This is a genomic window from Methanoculleus receptaculi, assembly GCF_033472595.1.
Taxonomy (GTDB): domain Archaea; phylum Halobacteriota; class Methanomicrobia; order Methanomicrobiales; family Methanoculleaceae; genus Methanoculleus; species Methanoculleus receptaculi.
On the sequence record NZ_CP137642.1, the window covers coordinates 903006 to 921609 of the forward strand.

Annotated in this window: 24 protein-coding genes; 16 read left to right on the plus strand and 8 right to left on the minus strand. The window is 62.0% G+C overall.

The window, feature by feature from the left end:
• Positions 1-96 precede the first annotated feature (96 nt).
• Genes R6Y96_RS04685 through hisB form a run of 13 tightly spaced genes read left to right on the plus strand, consistent with a single transcriptional unit; the run spans position 97 to position 10419 of the window.
• The gene (locus R6Y96_RS04685) at positions 97-936 is read left to right on the plus strand and encodes a fumarate hydratase (protein ID WP_318622365.1); all 840 of its coding nucleotides are present in this window, start codon (positions 97-99) and stop codon (positions 934-936) included.
• Entirely contained in the window at positions 894-1490 is a 597-nt protein-coding gene (locus tag R6Y96_RS04690; protein ID WP_318622366.1) for a FumA C-terminus/TtdB family hydratase beta subunit, read from the plus strand. The genes R6Y96_RS04685 and R6Y96_RS04690 overlap by 43 nt, the downstream gene beginning before the upstream one ends.
• The gene (locus R6Y96_RS04695; RefSeq protein WP_214023184.1) at positions 1487-1759 is read left to right on the plus strand and encodes a 4Fe-4S dicluster domain-containing protein; all 273 of its coding nucleotides are present in this window, start codon (positions 1487-1489) and stop codon (positions 1757-1759) included. The genes R6Y96_RS04690 and R6Y96_RS04695 overlap by 4 nt, the downstream gene beginning before the upstream one ends.
• Positions 1756-2856, plus strand: a complete 1101-nt coding sequence (locus R6Y96_RS04700; protein ID WP_318622367.1) for a 2-oxoacid:acceptor oxidoreductase subunit alpha — start codon at positions 1756-1758, stop codon at positions 2854-2856. The genes R6Y96_RS04695 and R6Y96_RS04700 overlap by 4 nt, the downstream gene beginning before the upstream one ends.
• Complete coding sequence (locus R6Y96_RS04705) at positions 2853-3641, plus strand: thiamine pyrophosphate-dependent enzyme (RefSeq protein WP_318622368.1); 789 nt, start codon at positions 2853-2855, stop codon at positions 3639-3641. The genes R6Y96_RS04700 and R6Y96_RS04705 overlap by 4 nt, the downstream gene beginning before the upstream one ends.
• Entirely contained in the window at positions 3638-4177 is a 540-nt protein-coding gene (locus R6Y96_RS04710) for a 2-oxoacid:acceptor oxidoreductase family protein (RefSeq protein WP_318622369.1), read from the plus strand. Before R6Y96_RS04705 ends, R6Y96_RS04710 begins: the two co-directional genes overlap by 4 nt.
• Entirely contained in the window at positions 4174-5259 is a 1086-nt protein-coding gene (locus R6Y96_RS04715; RefSeq protein WP_318622370.1) for a succinate--CoA ligase subunit beta, read from the plus strand. Before R6Y96_RS04710 ends, R6Y96_RS04715 begins: the two co-directional genes overlap by 4 nt.
• Positions 5256-6122, plus strand: coding sequence for a succinate--CoA ligase subunit alpha (gene sucD, locus R6Y96_RS04720; RefSeq protein WP_318622371.1), 867 nt, complete (start codon positions 5256-5258; stop codon positions 6120-6122). The genes R6Y96_RS04715 and sucD overlap by 4 nt, the downstream gene beginning before the upstream one ends.
• Positions 6119-6931, plus strand: coding sequence for a DNA integrity scanning protein DisA nucleotide-binding domain protein (locus tag R6Y96_RS04725; protein ID WP_318622372.1), 813 nt, complete (start codon positions 6119-6121; stop codon positions 6929-6931). Before sucD ends, R6Y96_RS04725 begins: the two co-directional genes overlap by 4 nt.
• A 60-nt stretch (positions 6932-6991) precedes the next feature.
• On the plus strand, positions 6992-8194 hold the full coding sequence (locus R6Y96_RS04730; protein ID WP_318622373.1) for a methionine adenosyltransferase: 1203 nt from the start codon (positions 6992-6994) through the stop codon (positions 8192-8194).
• Between the two features lie 33 nt (positions 8195-8227).
• Entirely contained in the window at positions 8228-9124 is an 897-nt protein-coding gene (gene hisG / locus R6Y96_RS04735) for an ATP phosphoribosyltransferase (RefSeq protein ID WP_318622374.1), read from the plus strand.
• A gap of 4 nt (positions 9125-9128) precedes the next feature.
• Positions 9129-9848, plus strand: a complete 720-nt coding sequence (hisA, locus tag R6Y96_RS04740; protein WP_318622375.1) for a 1-(5-phosphoribosyl)-5-[(5-phosphoribosylamino)methylideneamino]imidazole-4-carboxamide isomerase — start codon at positions 9129-9131, stop codon at positions 9846-9848.
• Positions 9835-10419: an imidazoleglycerol-phosphate dehydratase HisB gene (gene hisB / locus R6Y96_RS04745; RefSeq protein ID WP_318622376.1), complete on the plus strand. Its 585-nt coding sequence runs from the start codon at positions 9835-9837 to the stop codon at positions 10417-10419. The genes hisA and hisB overlap by 14 nt, the downstream gene beginning before the upstream one ends.
• A gap of 369 nt (positions 10420-10788) precedes the next feature.
• On the opposite strand, the gene R6Y96_RS04750 is transcribed toward hisB, so the two are convergent.
• The 3 genes from R6Y96_RS04750 to R6Y96_RS04760 all read right to left on the minus strand — a co-directional run bounded on the left by R6Y96_RS04750 (position 10789) and on the right by R6Y96_RS04760 (position 12943).
• A complete protein-coding gene (locus R6Y96_RS04750; RefSeq protein WP_214022799.1) occupies positions 10789-10995 on the minus strand; it encodes a histone family protein in 207 nt (68 codons plus the stop codon).
• 185 nt (positions 10996-11180) lie between these two features.
• Entirely contained in the window at positions 11181-11942 is a 762-nt protein-coding gene (mtxX, locus tag R6Y96_RS04755) for a methanogenesis marker protein Mmp4/MtxX (protein ID WP_318622377.1), read from the minus strand.
• A complete protein-coding gene (locus R6Y96_RS04760; RefSeq protein WP_318622378.1) occupies positions 11933-12943 on the minus strand; it encodes a methanogenesis marker 2 protein in 1011 nt (336 codons plus the stop codon). Before R6Y96_RS04760 ends, mtxX begins: the two co-directional genes overlap by 10 nt.
• Before the next feature lie 219 nt (positions 12944-13162).
• Between R6Y96_RS04760 and R6Y96_RS04765 the strand changes: the two genes are divergently transcribed.
• Positions 13163-14524 carry a replication factor C large subunit gene (locus R6Y96_RS04765; protein WP_318622379.1) on the plus strand — a complete coding sequence of 454 codons (1362 nt, stop codon included), beginning with the start codon at positions 13163-13165 and terminating at the stop codon, positions 14522-14524.
• Here R6Y96_RS04765 and R6Y96_RS04770 read toward each other — a convergent pair.
• Positions 14521-14928, minus strand: a complete 408-nt coding sequence (locus tag R6Y96_RS04770; RefSeq protein WP_318622380.1) for a UPF0146 family protein — start codon at positions 14926-14928, stop codon at positions 14521-14523. The genes R6Y96_RS04765 and R6Y96_RS04770 overlap by 4 nt on opposite strands.
• A gap of 17 nt (positions 14929-14945) precedes the next feature.
• Here R6Y96_RS04770 and R6Y96_RS04775 point away from each other — a divergent pair, with 17 nt between their 5' ends.
• Entirely contained in the window at positions 14946-15485 is a 540-nt protein-coding gene (locus R6Y96_RS04775; RefSeq protein WP_318622381.1) for an archaemetzincin family Zn-dependent metalloprotease, read from the plus strand.
• Positions 15486-15499: 14 nt separating this feature from the next.
• On the opposite strand, the gene budA is transcribed toward R6Y96_RS04775, so the two are convergent.
• From budA to R6Y96_RS04795, 4 genes are all read right to left on the minus strand, one after another.
• Complete coding sequence (gene budA / locus R6Y96_RS04780; RefSeq protein ID WP_318622382.1) at positions 15500-16102, minus strand: acetolactate decarboxylase; 603 nt, start codon at positions 16100-16102, stop codon at positions 15500-15502.
• Entirely contained in the window at positions 16092-16277 is a 186-nt protein-coding gene (locus tag R6Y96_RS04785) for a hypothetical protein (RefSeq protein ID WP_318622383.1), read from the minus strand. The genes budA and R6Y96_RS04785 overlap by 11 nt, the downstream gene beginning before the upstream one ends.
• Before the next feature lie 7 nt (positions 16278-16284).
• Positions 16285-16719, minus strand: a complete 435-nt coding sequence (locus R6Y96_RS04790) for a nucleoside deaminase (RefSeq protein ID WP_318622384.1) — start codon at positions 16717-16719, stop codon at positions 16285-16287.
• A gap of 141 nt (positions 16720-16860) precedes the next feature.
• On the minus strand, positions 16861-17397 hold the full coding sequence (locus R6Y96_RS04795; RefSeq protein ID WP_318622385.1) for a HEAT repeat domain-containing protein: 537 nt from the start codon (positions 17395-17397) through the stop codon (positions 16861-16863).
• A 712-nt stretch (positions 17398-18109) separates the two neighbouring features.
• Here R6Y96_RS04795 and R6Y96_RS04800 point away from each other — a divergent pair.
• Complete coding sequence (locus R6Y96_RS04800; protein WP_318622386.1) at positions 18110-18553, plus strand: hypothetical protein; 444 nt, start codon at positions 18110-18112, stop codon at positions 18551-18553.
• The last annotated feature ends 51 nt before the right edge of the window (positions 18554-18604 follow it).

Consider the following 18604-nt stretch of genomic DNA (forward strand, 5'->3'; position numbering starts at 1 on the left):
CCCCCATATCCACCTGTTTCTGAGTTTCTCCCTGCAGGGAGGAGATCCTTGCCTGCGGGGAATATAGGTTTTTATAGTCTCTTCCCACCAGTATAGATGATGGTCAATCAGGCAGATCCGGGGCTTGTGGAAGCGCTGGCAGACGCAACAGAGCGGGCGCTCCGTGAGGCTGAGACCCGGCTCCCCCCCGACGTGCTTGCCGCACTCCGGCGGGCTGCAGCGGCCGAGACGAACGGGATAGCGCGGCAGGAGTTGGGGAACATCCTGGAGAACATCGCGCTTGCCGGGGAACGCGGTCTGCCTATCTGCCAGGACACCGGTGTGCCGGTGGTCTACCTGAGCCTACCCCCCGAGATTCCTTTCTCGCCCGCGCTCTTTGAGGGGGTGCGGGAAGGCGTGCGCCGGGCGACTGCCGCGATACCGCTCCGTCCAAACGCAGTCGATCCCATTACCCGGCAAAACACCGGGGACAACACCGGCGCCGGAATGCCCCCCATCCACGTGGTTCCGGGCGAGCGGTTCACGGTGACGGTGCTCCCGAAAGGTGCGGGCTCTGAGAACGTCTCCAGGATCGGAATGCTCCTTCCCTCGCAGGCGGCCGGGATCCCGGAGTTTGTCGCAGAGACGATGCTCATCGCGGGGGGAAGACCCTGCCCGCCGGTGATCCTTGGCGTCGGCATCGGCGGAACGTTTGATGCAGCGGCAGCGCTTGCCAAGGAGGCTCTCCTCCTCCCGGCCGATACCATGGACAAATATGAGCAGGAACTCTGCGACGCCGTCAACGCGCTCGGGATCGGGCCGATGGGGCTTGGCGGCGACGTGACCGCGCTCGCGGTTAAGGTGAAGCGCGCCGCCTGCCACACCGCCTCCCTCCCGGTGGCGGTGAACGTCCAGTGCTGGGCGTCCCGCCGGGCGAGCGTGGAGGTGAGACTCTGAACCTGAAGACACCCCTCGGTGATGAGGTGCTCGACCTCCGGGCTGGCGACCGGGTCAGCCTCTCGGGGACCATCTACACCGCGCGTGACGAGGCGCACCTCCGGATGATGGAAGAGGGTATACCATTCGACCCGGAGGGCGCCGCGGTCTACCACTGCGGCCCCGTCGTGCAGGACGGCCGCCTTCTCGCTGCAGGACCCACCACCTCCGCCCGGATGAACTCGCTCACCTGGTTTCTGATCGATGCCGGTGTCCGCGCCCTTATCGGCAAGGGCGGGATGGGACAGGAGGTGGTGGAGCGTCTCCGCGGCCGCGGCGTCTACCTCGCGTTCACGGGGGGATGCGCCGCGCTCGCCGCAGCCCGTATGCGGATCACCGGCGTTTATTTTGAGGAACTCGGTATGGCCGAGGCGGTCTGGGTGATCGAGGCTGATTCTCTCCCGTTGACGGTCGGGATCGACGCCCACGGCGGCGACCTCTTCGCGGCCGCACAAGAGAAAGCGAAAACAAAATTTCAACAGCGATTCAATATAAAGCAGGATATCATCTCATGAAACTTGTCATCGATGAAACCCGCTGCAAAGGGTGCAACCTCTGCGTGCTGGTCTGCCCCTACAGGATATTCAAGGAAGGGACGGAACTCAACGACCGCGGGATCGTAACACCGGTCCTTGACCGGCCGGAACGGTGCACAAACTGCAGGCTACAGCCCCTCTACGGCCGGCTGCTCTGCGGCGTCTGCCAGATGATCTGCCCTGACCAGGCGATCGCCTGGGTCGATGAGAGGCCGTTTGAACCGCATAAGGTGGAGGTGGAGTTTTGAGCAGAACCGAGTTCATGCAGGGGAACGTTGCCTGCGCCGAAGGGGCGCTCGCCGCCGGATGCCGGTTCTTTGGCGGCTACCCGATCACGCCGTCGACCGAGATAGCCGAGACGATGGCACGAAGGCTCCCGAAGGTCGGCGGGGTCTTCATATCGATGGAGGACGAACTCGGGAGTATCGCCGCGGTTATCGGCGCCGCATGGACGGGCGCCCGGGCGATGACGGCGACAAGCGGCCCCGGGTTCTCGCTGATGATGGAGAACATAGGTTACGCGGCCATGACCGAGACGCCATGTGTCATCGTCAACATCCAGCGCGGCGGCCCGAGCACCGGCCAGCCCACGCGGGCGTCGCAGGGCGACATGCTCCAGTGCCGGTTCGGGTCGCACGGCGACTACAGCACCATCGCTCTCTCCCCCTCCTCCGTCCAGGAGATGTTTGACCTGACCGCAAAGGCCTTCAACCTGGCCGACCGGTTCAGGGTTCCCACCTTCCTGATGGCCGATGAGATCATCGGCCACATGCGTGAGCGTATGACCATCCCCGACAAGGTCGAGATCGCCAGCAGACCGCCCCTCCCCGAGGCCAGGCTCCCGTTCGAGGCCGGGGAAGACGGGGTGCCGGGGTTTGCGCCGTTCGGTTCGGGGAGGGCTATACATGTGACCGGGCTCACCCACGACGAGCGCGGCTACCCGGACACAACCGATCCTGAGGCGCACGAACGGCTTGTGAGGCGACTGGTCGCAAAGGTCGAGTCGGCGCGCAGGGAGATCGCCGACTACGAGGTTGTGAATCCGGATGCACGTGTGGTCTTTGTCACCTACGGCGCCCCCTCCCGGACGGTGCAGCAGGTGATCCACGATCATCCCGATAAGGGTATCGGGCACCTGCGCCTCCGGGTTGTATGGCCGTTCCCGGAGTTTGCGCTGGCTGAGTTTCCAGATGCCAGGGTTTTCCTGATGCCTGAACTGAACATGGGCCAGATCTCACGGGAGGTCGAGCGTCACGTCGGCCAGCCGGTAGTCCCGATCCCAAAACTCGGCGGTGACCTCCACACACCTGCCGACCTGCTTCGCGCCCTGGAGGCGTATCTATGAGCAGGGCCGAATGGCTCCGGGAGGACCGGTTGCCGCACATCTACTGCAGCGGTTGCGGGAACGGAACGGTCATCAACTGCACCCTGGCCGCGATCGACGAGGTGGGGTGGAGACGCGATGAGACGGTCTTCCTCTCCGGGATCGGCTGTTCCTCACGGGCTCCAGGCTACATCAACACCGACTCGCTCCATACCACGCACGGCCGGGCGCTCGCGTTTGCCACCGGGGTGAAACTGGCGCGACCCGACCTGAAAGTTGTCGTCTTCACAGGGGACGGCGATCTTGCCGCTATCGGCGGGAACCACTTCATCCACGCCTGCCGCCGGAACGTGGACATGACCGTGGTCTGCATGAACAACCAGATCTACGGGATGACCGGCGGTCAAGGGAGCCCGACGACGCCGCCGGGAGCGATCTCGACGACAACCCCATACGGTGCGAGCGAACCGGCGTTCGATCTTGCGGATCTCGCCATCGCTGCCGGCGCAAATTATGTCGCCCGCTGGACGTCCTACCACGTCACGGAACTCACAAAGGCCATCACCACAGGCCTCCAGACGCCGGGGCTTGCGTTCATCGAGGTGCGGACACAGTGCCCGACGAACTACGGCCGCTCCAACAGGCTGAGAGAGGTTTCCGATATGATCGAGTACCTCCGGAGCCACGCGATGCTCGTCCAGAAGTATGAACGGTTGATCGCCGAGGGTAAACCGATCCCGGAGGGGACGTTCACCATCGGGGAACTGGTTCGGCGGAACCGGCCGGCGATGGGGGTGCAGCCATGAGGCACGAGGTCAGGCTCTCGGGATACGGCGGCCAGGGGATAATCCTCTCCTCTGTCATCCTTGGGCGGGCGGCGGCGCTCTACGACGGCAAGTACGCCGTCCAGACGCAGGTCTACGGCCCGGAGGCCCGTGGGGGGGCGTCGATGGGGCAGGTGGTTATCGATGACGAACCTATCCTCTTTCCCGAGGTGACCGACCCCGATATCTACGTCATCATGTCCCGGCAAGGGTTTGAGAAGTACGGCGTCCATGCACGGAAGGACGCGTTCATGCTTATCGATTCCGACCTGGTCAGGTCGCGTCCCCTCTGCCGCTGCTGTGAGATCCCGGCAACGTCGGAGGCAAAGACCAACCTGGGCAGGGAGATCGTGGCAAACATCGTTATGATCGGCGCCCTTGTGGTCGCAACCGGGGTCGTGAGCAGGGAGGCGATCGAGCGTGCGGTGCTCGACAGCGTGCCAAAGGGCACGGAGGGCCTGAACCAGCGTGCTTTGAAACGTGGATTTGAACTTGGAGAGCGAGCGTGTAATCCATGAAACTGCTTGAATACGAGGCAAAAAGGGTCTTCTCGGACTACAGGATACCCGTCCCGAAAGGGGTTCTCATACGCGAACCCGGAGAGATCGAGGCGCATCTCTCGGAGTTCGGGGATGCCGTGGTGCTGAAGGCGCAGGTGGACGTCGGCGGCCGGGGGAAGGCCGGCGGCGTTCTGGTTGTAGATTCGGCGTCGGCGGTCGATAGAGCGCGTGAACTGTTTTCGCGGGAGATCCGGGGCGTCCCTGTGAGGGAGATCCTGGTTGAGGAGCGGCTTGAGATAGAGCATGAGTACTACCTCAGCATCGCCGTCGACCGCTCGACCAGACAGCCGGTGGTGCTCTTCGGCGACACCGGCGGCGTCGAGATCGAGAGGACTGCACAGGAGGACGGGTCCGCCATACGGAGGGCTGTGGTCTCCCCCCTCCTCCGGGAGGTACCGGCGTTTCTTATGCGGGAGCTCCTTGGGAGCGCGCCCCGGGATATAGCCCCCGTCATCAACAGCCTCTACCGCGTGTTTCAGGAGAGGGACGCCATGCTCGCCGAGATCAACCCTCTTGTGACGACCCCGGACGGGGTTTATGCTGCCGATGCAAAACTTATCATAGACGACAACGCCCTCGGCCGCCAGGGGATCGAGGTCAACCGCGACCTCTCGGAGCGCGAGCGCGAGGCCGGGAGGCACGGGTTCTCCTACGTGGAGCTCGACGGGACGATCGGGGTCATCGGGAACGGTGCCGGGTTAACCATGTCGACGATCGACCTCATCGACTACTACAGAGGCCGCGCGGCAAACTTCCTTGACGTCGGCGGCGGTGCCGACCGGGAACGGGTGATGCATGCCGTCCGGCTGGTTGCAGGCCTCCCGTCCGTGAAGGTTATCCTTGTAAACCTGCTCGGCGGCATCACCCGGTGCGATGAGGTCGCGCACGGGATCATCGCCACCGACGTCGGCGTGCCCGTGATCGTCCGTATGGCCGGGACGAACGAGGAGGAGGGCCGGCGGCTGCTTGCGGAGCACGGCTACAGGATGGTCGATAGCATGGAAGCGGCAGTGAGAGCGGCGCTGGAGGCTGGAGAATGATCTACGGTGACCGAAACCTGGGTGTGATAGTCCAGAACATCACCGGGAGACAGGGGCGGTTCCACACGGAACTCATGAACGCCTACGCCCGTGAGACAGGCTGGAAGGGGATTGTTGCCGGTGTCGCCCCTGGGAAGGCCGGGATGGAGGTCGACGGCGTCCCGGTCTACAACACCGTGAAGGAGGCGCTCGCAGAGCACGATGCCGCCGCAAGCGTCATATTTGTCCCGGCACCCGCCGCCGCGGATGCCATCATGGAGGCGGCATATGCGGGGATAGAACTTGCCGTCGTTATAACCGAGCTCATCCCCGTCCATGACACGATGAAGGCGATCGCCTACGCGAAACTCCACGACTGTGCGGTCATCGGCCCGAACTGCCCGGGCCTCCTCTCGCCGGGGGAGTGCAAACTCGGAATCATGCCGGCGCACCTTGCCACCCGCGGAGATGTTGGAGTGGTCTCGCGGAGCGGCACCCTGACCTACGAGGTGGTCGATGAACTCAGCCGTGCCGGTATAGGCCAGAGCACGGTGGTCGGGATAGGCGGCGACCCGGTGATAGGGCAGACTTTTGTGGACGTGCTTGCACGGTTTGAGGAGGACCCGCACACAAAGGCCGTCGTTCTAATCGGCGAGGTTGGCGGCAGCCTGGAGGAGGAGGGTGCGCGGTCGACCGATCTGCCGGTTGTCGCCTACATCGCAGGAGTGAGCGCCCCGCCAGAGAAGCGGATGGGTCATGCCGGCGCGATCATTGAGGGCGGAGAGGGCGACGCGCGGTCAAAGGTGAGGCGGCTCTCTGAGATGGGGGTTCCTGTCGCGGCCAGACCCTCGGAGATACCGGGGCTGGTCCGGGAGTTTTTATGAACGGCGAACTGATGCTTGCAACCGCCTGTGAGGTTGCAAAGAAGATCGGGGCAAGGGCGGTTGTCTCATTCATCGAACCTGCGCCGGTCATTGAGGGTGAGCCGGAGATCCCGATAATAAAGGTGCAGGAACTCCAGCTCGATGTCCTCAAAGACCTCACGATGCATGATATACTGGAGGTGAGCGAACGCCATCTGCTCGATGCTGCCGTCCACCTCTACCTCCGCCGGAACTTTGAGACCGGGCTCGTGGTCGGGGTCTTCCCCTACGCCATCCTCATCTACGATATCGTCGAGGGGAAGAACTTCATAAGCCTCAAGGATTTCTCGGATATCGTCTCCCGTGAGGTGCTCCACGCCGTCCTCACTCTGGCCCTCGAGATAGCGGTCGAGGGGAGGGAGGGGCGCGCCATAGGCACGGCGTTCATCATCGGCGACCCCGATGAGGTATTCCTCCACTCGCACCAGGCGATCCTGAACCCCTACCAGGGGCATCCGGCCTCTCTCCGGGACATAAAGAACCGGGATAACTGGGAGAGCGTAAAAGAGTTCGCCCAGCTCGACGGCGTCTTTGTCATCGACAGGAGCGGCGAGATCCAGGCGGCCGGCCGCTACCTGGATGTGACGGGGCGGGACATATCCCTACCCGGCGGTCTTGGCGGCCGGCACCGCGCGACCGCGTCAATCACACGGGAGATCCCGGCCATCGGCGTCACGGTATCCGAGAGCGGGGGGGTGGTGCGCATCTTCAGGGGCGGGGAGTGCAAGCTCAGCATCCGTTCTGATATCCGCCTTCGATGCAAGGGTTAGAAACGGTTATATGAATTGCAATCATCTTTCTTATCATACTTTAGAACTACGGTGGATTTGATGATCAGGAACATCAGCGTAGAAGGGCTTGAGCAGATCCCGATCGAGAAGCAGCGGATAGAACTGGTGGAGCGTAAGTGCCTGGGGCACCCCGACAGCCTGGCGGACGGTATCGCGGAGTCGATCAGCCGCGCACTCAGCAGGTCTTACCTGGAGGAGTGCGGGAGCGTCCTCCACCACAACACAGACCAGGGGGAGGTCGTTGCGGGCGAGTCGCTCCCGAAGTTTGGCGGCGGCATCATCACAAGACCGATCTACTTCCTGATCTCGGGGCGGGCGACGAAGACCTTCAACGGCGTCAACATCCCGGCGGACGCGATTGCAATCGAGGCGGCAAGGGACTACATAAAAAAGACCCTCCCCATGCTCAACATGGAGCGCGACGTCATTGTTGACTGCCGGATGGGCCGGGGTTCGACAGACCTTCAGGACGTCTTCTGGTCGTGCTCGGGCAAGGCCCCGCGGGCGAACGACACCTCGTTTGGTGTCGGGCACGCGCCGTTCAGCGAGGCGGAGAGTATAGTTCTTGGCATTTCTGAGTTTGTGGACAGGACGCTCCGTCCGAAACACCCTGTCATCGGCCAGGACTGCAAGATCATGTGCCTTCGTGACGGTGATACAATCAACCTCACCCTCGCGATGGCGTTTGTGGACCGCTACTGTTCGGGCATCGCCGACTACATTGAGGAGAAGAACTTCCTGACGGATCAGATAGCGTCGGTTGCGGGGAAGTTCACCAGCAGGAGGGTCAACGTTGCCATCAACACCGCTGATGACCTGGATAGCGGCAGCATCTTCCTGACTGTCTCCGGCACCTCGGCCGAGATGGGGGACGACGGCTCGGTCGGCCGGGGTAACCGCGCAAACGGGCTGATCACGCCGAACCGTCCGATGAGCATGGAGGCGACGAGCGGAAAGAACCCGATCAACCATATCGGGAAGATCTACAACCTCCTGGCAACAGAGATCGCGAAGGACTGTGTTGCAAGGGTCGATGGCATAGAGGAGATCTACGTCCGCCTCCTCTCACAGATCGGCCACCCCATCGACCAGCCGCACATCGCAAGCGCCCAGATCCTCCCGAAACCCGGGTTTGAGGTGAGTGCTCTCAGGCCGGAGGTCGAGGGGGTCGTCGACACCTGGCTGGAGAAGACCGCCACCATCACCGAGAAGGTTATCAGGGGAGAACTCTCTACTTTTTAGCCATCCCCTATAACTTTCTGGAGTCTGCAATCCATGAGTAAACCAGTATCCAGGAACCCGGATCCGGCGTTTATCCGTCTTGCCATCCCGAACAAAGGCCGGATCGCCGGTCCGGTCCACGAGTTGATCGAGAAGAGCGGGCTTCACCTGGCCGACGGCGGGGGTGAGCGCAGGCTCATCGCCCGGACGCGCGACCCCCATGTTGAGATCCTCTTTGCCCGGCCGATCGATATACCGGAGTACGTGGCAACAGGTGTTGCCGATCTAGGGATCACCGGGAAGGATATGGTCCTGGAGCGGGGTTCGGAGGTCAAGGAGTTGCTCGACCTCCAGACCGGCAGGGCGACACTGGTTGTGGCTGTGCCGGAGGAGTCTGCTGTCGAGAGCATCACCGATCTCGATGGGGCAAGGGTGGCGACCGAGTTTCCAGGGATAACCCGCGCTTTCTTTGCGGAGCACGGGGTTGCGGTGACGGTGGTGACGGTGGGCGGTGCATGCGAGGCGACGCCGCACCTCGGGATCGCCGACGCCATAGTCGATCTCACCTCATCGGGGACGACGCTCCGGACAAACCATCTCCGCGTTGTTCGGGAGATCCTGACCTCAACCACGATCCTTGTGGCAAACCCGAGATCGCTAGAGATCCGTCACGAGAAGATCGATGAGGTTGTCCTGGCGCTTGACAGCGTCCTCCAGGCAAAGGGGCAGTGTTACCTGATGATGAACGTCCACAGGAGCGCTCTTGCGGGCGTGAGGGAGATCCTGCCCGGCCTCTCGGGGCCGACGGTGATGGATGTGGCGTCCGATGAGAATCTGGTCGCCGTTCATGCTGTTGTAAACGAGGAACGGGTCTATCAACTGATCAACCAGTTAAAACGCGCCGGCGCAAAAGACATATTAGTCATGCCCATCGAACGGATCATACGTTGAGAGCATGGAGATATATCCTGCAGTCGATATCCTGGAGGGTCGGTGCGTGCAGCTTGTGCAGGGGCGCCAGGACGCGGCTACGGTCTACGGCGACCCGCTCGCCTGGGCGTGCCGGTGGCTCGATCTGGGAGCTGACGGTCTGCACGTTATCAACCTGGACGGGGCGTTCGGGAGGGCAAAGAGGAACGCCGACCTGATCCGCCGGCTCGCCGGCGAGACGGAGACGTTTATCGAACTCGGCGGGGGTATACGGAGCGTGGAAGACGCCGCGGGGTGGCTTGATGCCGGCGTCGACCGTGTGATAGTCTCGACCCTTGCCGTCCGGGAGCCGGAGGTTGTCCGTAGGCTTGCCGATGAGTTCGGGAGCGAGCGTGTGGTGGTCGGGATCGATGCCCGGGGCGCCGAGGTGGTGATCGAGGGCTGGGAGCGCCCGGCGGGTGATTACCTCTCCTGGGCGGAACGGTTTGAGTCTCTCGGCGCGGGGTCTCTCCTCTACACGAATGTGGATGTAGAGGGTCTCCAGCAGGGGATAGATATAGCCCCGATCGAGGCTCTCCTTGCCCGGGTGAGCGTCCCGGTGGTGGTCTCCGGGGGCATATCGAGCGCCCGGGACGTCCGCGCCCTCCGGGAGGCGGGGGCGGCAGCGGCGGTCCTGGGCTCGGCTCTCTACTCCGGCAGGATCGGGCTCTCTGAGGCGATGGAGGCTGCGCATGCGAAGAGCTGAAGTTCACCGCGCAACGCGGGAGACCGATATCAGGCTCTCCCTCGGCCTTGACGGCACCGGGACGGCGAGAATCGAGACCGGCATACCTTTCTTTGACCACATGCTGGAGTCGTTTGCCCGGCACGGCCGGTTCGATCTCGGCGTCAAGGCTGAGGGTGACCTTGGGGTGGATGCGCACCACACAATCGAGGATACCGGGATAGCCCTGGGCAAAGCCCTGGCTGCGGCCGTCGGTGATGGGAAGGGGATAACCCGGTTTGCCGACGCGGCCGTGCCGATGGACGAGGCTCTTGCACGGGTGGCGCTCGATCTTGGTGGACGGGGCTACCTGGTCTTCGAGGGGGGTTTCTCGCCTGCAGGGCCGGGCGGTATACCGGGCGACCTCATCGAGCACTTCTTCTACAGTCTCTGCACAAACGCGGGGTTAACCGCGCACATCAGCCTTACGGGCAGGAGCGATCACCATGTATGCGAGGCGGCGTTCAAGGCGTTTGGGCGTGCGCTCCGGGCAGCGGTGGCCATCGATCCGGCTATGGGCGGCGAGGTGCCGAGCACGAAGGGGACGTTCTGAGACCCGCCGGGTAAGCCGCGCATCGGCTCATAAATAAGCATCTCCTTGATCTTCCGGGGGAATCTCTGGGCGGGGGGTGCAACCCGGCTGAGATTGCGGGTGTGGGCGTCTGAGACTGGAGAGCGTAATCTCCCGGGATTATATGCCCTTTGCAGGACACCCCCACCCTCTGCTGCTCCATCCGGGATGGCTACTCCAGAATTGGGCCAGAAAAGCGCTGCCGCCATGTAACTGACCGACAGTGCAATCGAAGTTTTGAAACCGGAACCAGTCACACCTCCGGCCGACGGTCGGCGCCCGGGCTGACGGTTCGGATCGGAGAATGGGGCCCAGATGGACCCCGATAAAGAGAAAGGGAAGACTGCCGGGTTACGCGGACTTGACCGCGAGTTCGACGTCTTCTGCCTTGATCGTCTTGCGTCCAGCGTGCTGGGCCAGCCTGTTGGCTTCCCGGGTCAGTTCAGCGATGTAGGCCTCTGCTTTGGCAACAAGTGCAGCAGCAGCATCGCTGCCAACCCTCTCAGCACCATTCTTCTTTGCGATACGTACAACCGCAGCAATGGGTAGATCTGCCATAGTCTTACTCCACCGTTAAAGAGGTGTATCAGTTAATATTTAAATATTTCGGGATAATCTCAGAGATCCGGGTTTCTCTTTCATTTCTAAGGTGCATCCGGAGAGGGTATCCCGATAATCGAGAGAGAATCGAGCCGATTAAAAAAAACAGAATAAACCCCTTGATCTATAATTAGAGTGATTTATCACGGTTTTTCCGGGAGCACCAGCGATTTAGCAAGCATTATGGCATTGGTGTAATCTGCTGAGGCGCGCGAGGTGTCCACGAATATTCTATCGATATTTACCACCGGGGCACCATGCCCTCTCCCGCCGCCAAGGAGAGCGAGTGTACGAAAGATCAGGTTCCCGGTTATGCCGTCCGGGGCGATCACCAGGCCGTACCGCCCCGGCACCTCCTCGACCAGGATTTCTATATGCTCCGCACCGCTCAGGCGGGCGACGAGTTCGGCATCCGCCATCGTCCGGTCGACTGCTGGGTGGCGCCCCAGATCACCGAACCTTCCGCCGGAGAGGACGGCCACACCCTCCGGTAGCCCGAACCGCCTGGCGATATCCCTACCGGCACTGGCAAACCGGACCTTCTGCCCGACAGTCCAGCCCTCATCGACCCCGACAGGGGCCAGGAGGAAGAGATGGCCGTCCGGCGTCTCCAGCAGGGCGATCCGCTCCAGGCGGTCGACGCCCGCAGCCTGCTTGAGGGCCTTCAGGGTGGTGGAAGCGGGAAGCGTCCCCCTGACCGCGGCATCGATCCTGCCGGTGTAGAGCGCCTCGACGATGGCGGCCTCCGGCTCCTCGGCCTCGATGACCGTGACCTCATCACCGAACGAGTCGGCGGTCCCGGGCGGCGCGAACAAAACCAGGTTTACCTCTCCTCTGACAGCCCTGGCGACCGAGAGGATCTTCGCCTCCGCCTTTGCCGCACCCAGCCCTATCGTTACCGGCATCCCCCGCCGCCTGCAAAGATCCGCATGATGCCGTCGCGGTCCAGGTCAAAGACCTGCGTCTCCCTGCCCAGGTAGCGGACGGTCAAACGCCGATCCCCGTTCACCTCCCCGATGGCGGCTGCCGCCATACCGACGTCGGCAAACCTGCGGCAGACCTCATCCACGTTCTCCGGTTTGACCGTGAGGATGAATCCCATACCGGGGTACATCCGCACCCAGTGCTCAAATGAGATGCCGAATACGGCGAGGTCGGGCCTCGGTATAGACTCCAGGTTGACTACCGCGCCCTTCCCGCTCACCTCAAGGAGCATCCCGAGCGTCCCGATGACGCCGGGGTTGCTGATATCCTTCCCGGCCGTCACCAGGTGCTCCCTGCCCAGGTCCTCCATAACCCGGATCTGCGCCCGCACAACCTCCGCGGACTTCATCGTGACCGAGTCCCAGTTGAACCACCAGGAGGGGTGAACCCGGCCGTCCAGGTCTATGGCGGCGACGACGATCTCCCCCTCCTTTGCTGTATGGGAGAAGATGAGGTCATCCATCCTGGCCGTCCCCAGTATAGCCACATCCACGACGCTGTAGGGGGTATCCGGGTGCAGATGCCCGCCAACGATGGGAACGCCGAACTGCGATGATGCGGTGACCATGCCACGCACCACCTCGTCGCGGATCTGGTCGTTGACGGCAGAGAGGATATCGACCATCGCAACCGGTCTCCCACCCATCGCGGCAATATCGTGGATGTTCACGAGCACTGCACAGTAACCTGCCCAGAAGGGGTCCGCCTCCATCAGCCTGCTCCAGATGCCGTCTGCTGCAAGCAGCAGCGCATCCTCTGCATTGTGCCGGATGACCGCGGCGTCCTCACCGAACGATGCGACAACATTGGGGCTGTCCACCCGGAGAGCCCGGATCATGTCGCCTATCTCCCTCTTCCGGGTAACACCCTCATATTCCCTGACGGCCTGTGCTACCGTATCGGTGGAGCAATCCTTCACCACAAGAACACCAACATCTCCGGTTTCTTATGGTATTCTGCCTCATAAGAGATAATCTATTTCATCTGCAGCATTATACATACCGTTCCAGACTGAACCGATCCTGGCTGGAGATGGGAGGAGACACTCCTTCAGGAGCGGACATTCGCGCTCCAGTGCAGCCTCACCACCTCGTCGCAACCGGGGTGGCATTTTTGATACACCACAACCCAATAGATCGGCATGGACTGGGCGGAGAAGTACAGGCCGCAGCACCTCAATGAGGTCGTGGGGAACTCAAGTGCCATCCGGCAGATGTATGAGTGGGCGCGGGACTGGTCGCCGGAGAAGAAACCGCTTATCCTATACGGAAAACCCGGGATAGGCAAGACCTCAAGCGCATACGCCCTTGCAAACGACATGAACTGGGAGGTGGTGGAACTGAACGCCTCCGACCAGCGGACAAAAGCCGTCCTTGAACGGATAGCGGGCTCAAGTTCAACCACGGCCAGCCTCACCGGTGCGAGCCGGAAACTCATCCTGCTCGACGAGGCCGACAACCTCCACGGCCAGGCCGACCGCGGCGGCGCAAAGGCGATCATCGATATCATAGCGGCTTCGCAGCAGCCGATAACCCTTATAGCAAACGACTACCACGCCCTCCCTAAACAACTCAAGGCGGTCACGGAACCCGTCCAGTTCAGGGCGCTCCAGGCCCGGTCGATCGTCCCCCGCCTCCGCCAGATCTGCGCCGCAGAGGGGGTGGATTGCGACCCCGCCGCGCTCCAGGAGATTGCAAACCGCGCCGGTGGGGATATGCGGGCCGCGATGAATATGCTCTACGCCGCGGCGATAGGAAAAGATCGTCTCCTCGCAAGCGATATCCGCACCTCAACAAAGGATGAGCGTTCAACCATATTCGAACTCGTCGGCGCGGTCTTTGCCGGCAGGAAGGACGCCGACCTCCTCCGGCTGGTGATGGAGGTCGAGGATACCCCCGACACCGTTGAGCAGTGGCTGGAGGGGAACCTCGACCATATACCGGATCTGCCCTCCAGGATGAGGGGTTACGCCTCTCTCGCGAGGGCGGATGAGTACATAGGCCGCACCTACCAGCGGCAGTACTACACCCTCTGGCGCTACGCAAACGCGGTCATGCTCCTTGGCGTAGCTGAGGCTGCGGGCGGCCGGGGAGTTCGCGGCCGCATCATGCCGCCGCCGCGCTGGCAGAAGATGGGTGCAGCAAAGAGGCAGAAGGCCGTCCGCGCAGGTCTGTACCGGAGATTGAGCAGCGTCCTGAAGATCCCCGAGGAGGCGCTGCGGGCGAGTTTCTTCACGGCGATCAGCATACTGGTCGAGAGGGACGCCGCAAGATACGTCCGCGAGTTCGGGCTCGATGCCGATGAACTGAACCTCTTCATCAACGATAAGCCGCGGGCTGCCAGGGTTGTCAGGGAGGCGGCAAAGGAGGAGAAAGAGGTGAAGAAGACGCCTCCCGCAAAGAGGGGTGGCGGCAGGGTGAAGAAACCCGCAGAAGACGCACCGAAGGACGATCCCGGTGAATTTAGGCGCGGCCCTCCGCCGGGCCAGGCGACGCTGTTTTAGGGCCGGCGGCGGTGGTAGAGGTGGAGTTGCACCCCGCCGGCGTCCACGACCTCTCCCCCGTCCCGGTAGATCTCGCACCCCAGGTGGTAGACCAGGAGGTCGGAGTTTATCCGGGTGGCAAGCGAGATCAGGGGTGGAACCATCTCCACGCCCGGTCTCACGGAGTAGATCACGTCTGCGCCATGGTAGAGCCTGATATCGGGTTCGAATATGTCGTCGGCCACCACGGTGAGCCCTTCATGCTGTATGCCAGGTCTTATATCTGTGCAGAGCATCAGGGCGCCGGCAGCCGCAACCAGCCCTGCGGCCACGGGGTTATTCCCGATCCCCACCTCGACCGCCCGGCGGTAGCGGCTGGCGATGTACTCCCCTATACTCCGTTCAATATGTTTATACTGGCTCATCACGAAGAGTTTAGGTGATGGGCATCCATATTCTTTGGGATTCAGAGGCGCCGGCGGGTATAGAGCTCCCGGTCATCCGGATGATCGCGATGATCCTTGGAGAAGAGGCGGAACTTGTCGAATACCCGCTCCTCATCGATGGTTATGACAGGGATCGCAACCAGCACGATGCTCAGAAGATCCTGGACCGCCTGCAGGACACCCTGACGCGCAGGTATGATATCGATGGTCCGCTGCTGTTTGTAACCTCACGCGACCTCTACACCGGGGGGTGCGACTTTGTCTTCGGGCTTGCCCGTCCGAGAGCCGGTGTCGCCGTCGTCTCGACAGCCCGGCTGGGAAACGACTATTACGGCAGGGTGCCGGACGATACCGAGCTCATAGACCGGACAGCTAAGGAGGGGGCGCATGAACTCGGCCACCTCCTGGGGCTCGGCCACTGTTCAAACCCCGAATGTGTCATGTTCCGGCCGCAGACTCTTGACGAACTCGACAGGAAGAAGAAGATGCTCTGCCCGGTCTGCAGAGAGGCTCTGGCACCACTACAGGAAGGATGAGATGGAAAGTGGCCTCACTCTACCGATCCAAGGTCTACTGTGAGGTCTACCGCCGGGAAATCACTGCTGGATGGGAGCACAACGCTGAAGTTTTTTGTGGTGTCGGCACGGACGGTGCCTTCTGCGAGGGTCATATCGAGGATGTGACCGCCAACGGTGCGGTCAGTGGTTATGAAATGCAGGTGGTAACCGGGGACGTTGACACCTTTTGCCAGTCCCGGTGACCAGAACCCGACGGCTGTCCCGGTGATATTCTTGAAGGAAAAGACCGCCTGGTTTGCTGTCACCAGCGCGAGACGTGGGTAGGGTTTTTCCTTGGCGGGAACGCTCCTGGTCACCACCTGCGAGAAGGTGCCATCCACCCTGATCGCATAGAAGTAGTTCTCAGAGGGGAACTCATCCCGCACGCGGTTCTCCAGATCAGGAAGGGTCATCGGCTTCTCGACCGCGATCTCGATATCGGGGTCAAAGAAGGTCGTGGCCGCAAAAGGCGTTGTCGCGTTTCCAGCGACCGGGTAAGCCCGACCATCGACCCTGATCAGGTACCACCCGCCGTCGAGACCGATCAGTTCCCCGTCGAGCCGCTCGCCGCGCGACGCGAGTTCGTCAAAACTCATGCTGCCAATCGTATATGCCCTGGAGAAGCGCATCGATGGTCGAGACCTGAAAAAGGGTCTCCCGGTCAGTTTCTGCCGTTGACGGGAGTGGAACGGTCGCAAACCCGATACAGGCGCCTAGAGTGATTAAGATGGCAGCAACGATGATGAAACGCGGCAGTCTGCCGTGGGTCATGCGCTTCTCAGGTTTCTCCTATATCTTCATACCAGATGTCTGGATGCTCCCTGATGAACGCGGCCATCATCTCCTTGCAGACCTCCAGGTCAAGATCGATTACCTCGACGGCATGCGACTCCAGGAACTCCCGTGCTCCTGCAAAGTTCACAGACTCGCCCGCCACAACCTTCCCGATCCCGAACTGGACGACCGCCCCGGCACAGAGGTAGCAGGGCATAAGGGTGGAGTAAAGCGTGCATTCGCTGTAGTTCCGGATCCTGCCGGCGTTTATCAGGCAGTCGATCTCGGCGTGGAGGATGGGGTTGTTCTCCTGGACGCGGCGGTTGCGCCCCCTGCTGATGATCTGGCCGTTACGGACCAGGACGGAGCCGATCGGTATTCCCCCTTCACGAAGTCCAGCCTCCGCCTCTTCGATGGAGCATTTCATGAAGAGGTCCATACAACACCCCCCGGGGCGCCAGAGCCAGCGTATGACAACTCAGAAACACCTGATGATATATGAAGATGCTCCGGGCTTATAAACACATATGAAACGAAAACGCCCGGTTCGGGCGTGATACGCTTGCGCCCGGCCTCCTTCTTAGGCGGTTGAGGCCTCTCCTCTGATTCCTATCTCGGCGAGCGCCTGGCGGGCCGCCTCCCTGACATCGCGGTCGGTGTCGTCCAGGAGACGAAGGAGGGCATCCCTGGCCCGGGGGTTGCCAATACGGCCGAGCGCCAGGGCTGCCTCCCTCCTGACCCGGGGTTTTTCGTCGTCGAGCAGCCGGATCAACGGATCAACCGCACGAGGGTCGCCGATCAGCCCTAGCGACCTGGCCGCCGCCATCCGTACCCAGGAACTCTCATCCTCCAGGCATTGTATCAACGGGGTGACCGCTTCGCGGCCGTCCAGGATCCCGAGCGCAGTCGCCGCTCTCCACCGGACATCGGCGTAGTCGTCGTCCAGCGCCTCGATGAGCGGTTGCACGGCGCGATCGTCAGCGAATTCCGCAAGCGCATCAGCGGCCCGCCAGCGTTCGTTGAGCCCTCCCCACCTCAGCATCGAGATGTGGCGGTTGAACGCCCTCTCAACGCTCTTCTCACCGGTCTCCTCCTCTTCTGGCACAGGCAGATCCACCTCACGCTCATCTGGGGGTCATCCGGGTATAAGTTTTTTGGACTGCGGGCCGGCGAGAGCCCGGGAGGGCATGAAGCCAGTCTTCTTCATGGCTGTGCCCTGGTCTGATGAACCTCCGGCGTGGACGGAAGTACGGACGGATATCCGCATCGTCGCAGACCGCCTCCCCCATCAGGATGGAGGCGGCCGGGCGGTGGGGGTGTTTCCACGAATACCGTTCAACCAGAGACACAGGAGACAGGGGAGTGGGGATGTGGGGGTGTTCCATCGAAAACCGTTCAACGGGAGACACAGGAGACAGGCAGCGGGGGATGTGGGGGTGTTCCAGCGAAAACCGTTCAACGGTAGACGCATGAGACAGGGGCGGGGGATGTTTCATCCCCCTCCCCGTCAGCCCCACCCCCGCGGGGTGATATCCCATCGATGCACTGCCGGGGAAGAGCATCTCCACGGCTTGATGTGAACACCCTGTCGAAATCCTGTCTCTGTCCCCTGGCACGGCCATCGGGGGCTATCGCCACGCACTGCCCGCCCCCTCGGAAGGGGGCGGGAGGAGGCCGCGTGAGCGGCCGGGCGGCGGGGGTGTTCCAGCGAAAACCGTTCAACGGGAGACGCATGAGACAAGGGGCGGGGGATGTTCCTTTCCCCTCCCCGTCAGCCCCACCCCCCCGCGGGGGTGCATTTTTCTCTTCTCCGCGCCCTCTCCATATGTATGGACAGTCCAAAGACGGTTAAACCAGAGGCCACGGCGTTTCCCCCGGAACTGGAGCGCCTCGGCATCGCTGCCGGAACAAGGATCGACATAAGAGACCTCGATGCACTCTCAAAGCACCACAACTTCCAGGCTTACCTCTACTTTGAGGAGGACCTTGCCAGGGGCTCCACGCTTGGCAGGGACCTGGAAGACTACCGCCACGTTCCGGAAGTGGAGCGTCCGTTCGTCAACCTTGATGAGTTCTTGCGGTTCGCCACCGGGTCAGACCCGCTCTTCAGCAGTTATCTCGACGAACTCCCTCTGGTGATCGAGATCCTGGCCTGCGGGGAGATTCATGCAGAGGATGGGGAGGCCGTGGCCTACGTCAAAGGGCTGATGCCTTTCCTTGACGAACTCGATATGGATCTCGATATGGATGATGCACTTCCCGGCGCATCCTGAGAAACCCAATCAAAACTTATTTTCCCGTGATGTGAGTCCTCGACTGAGTGG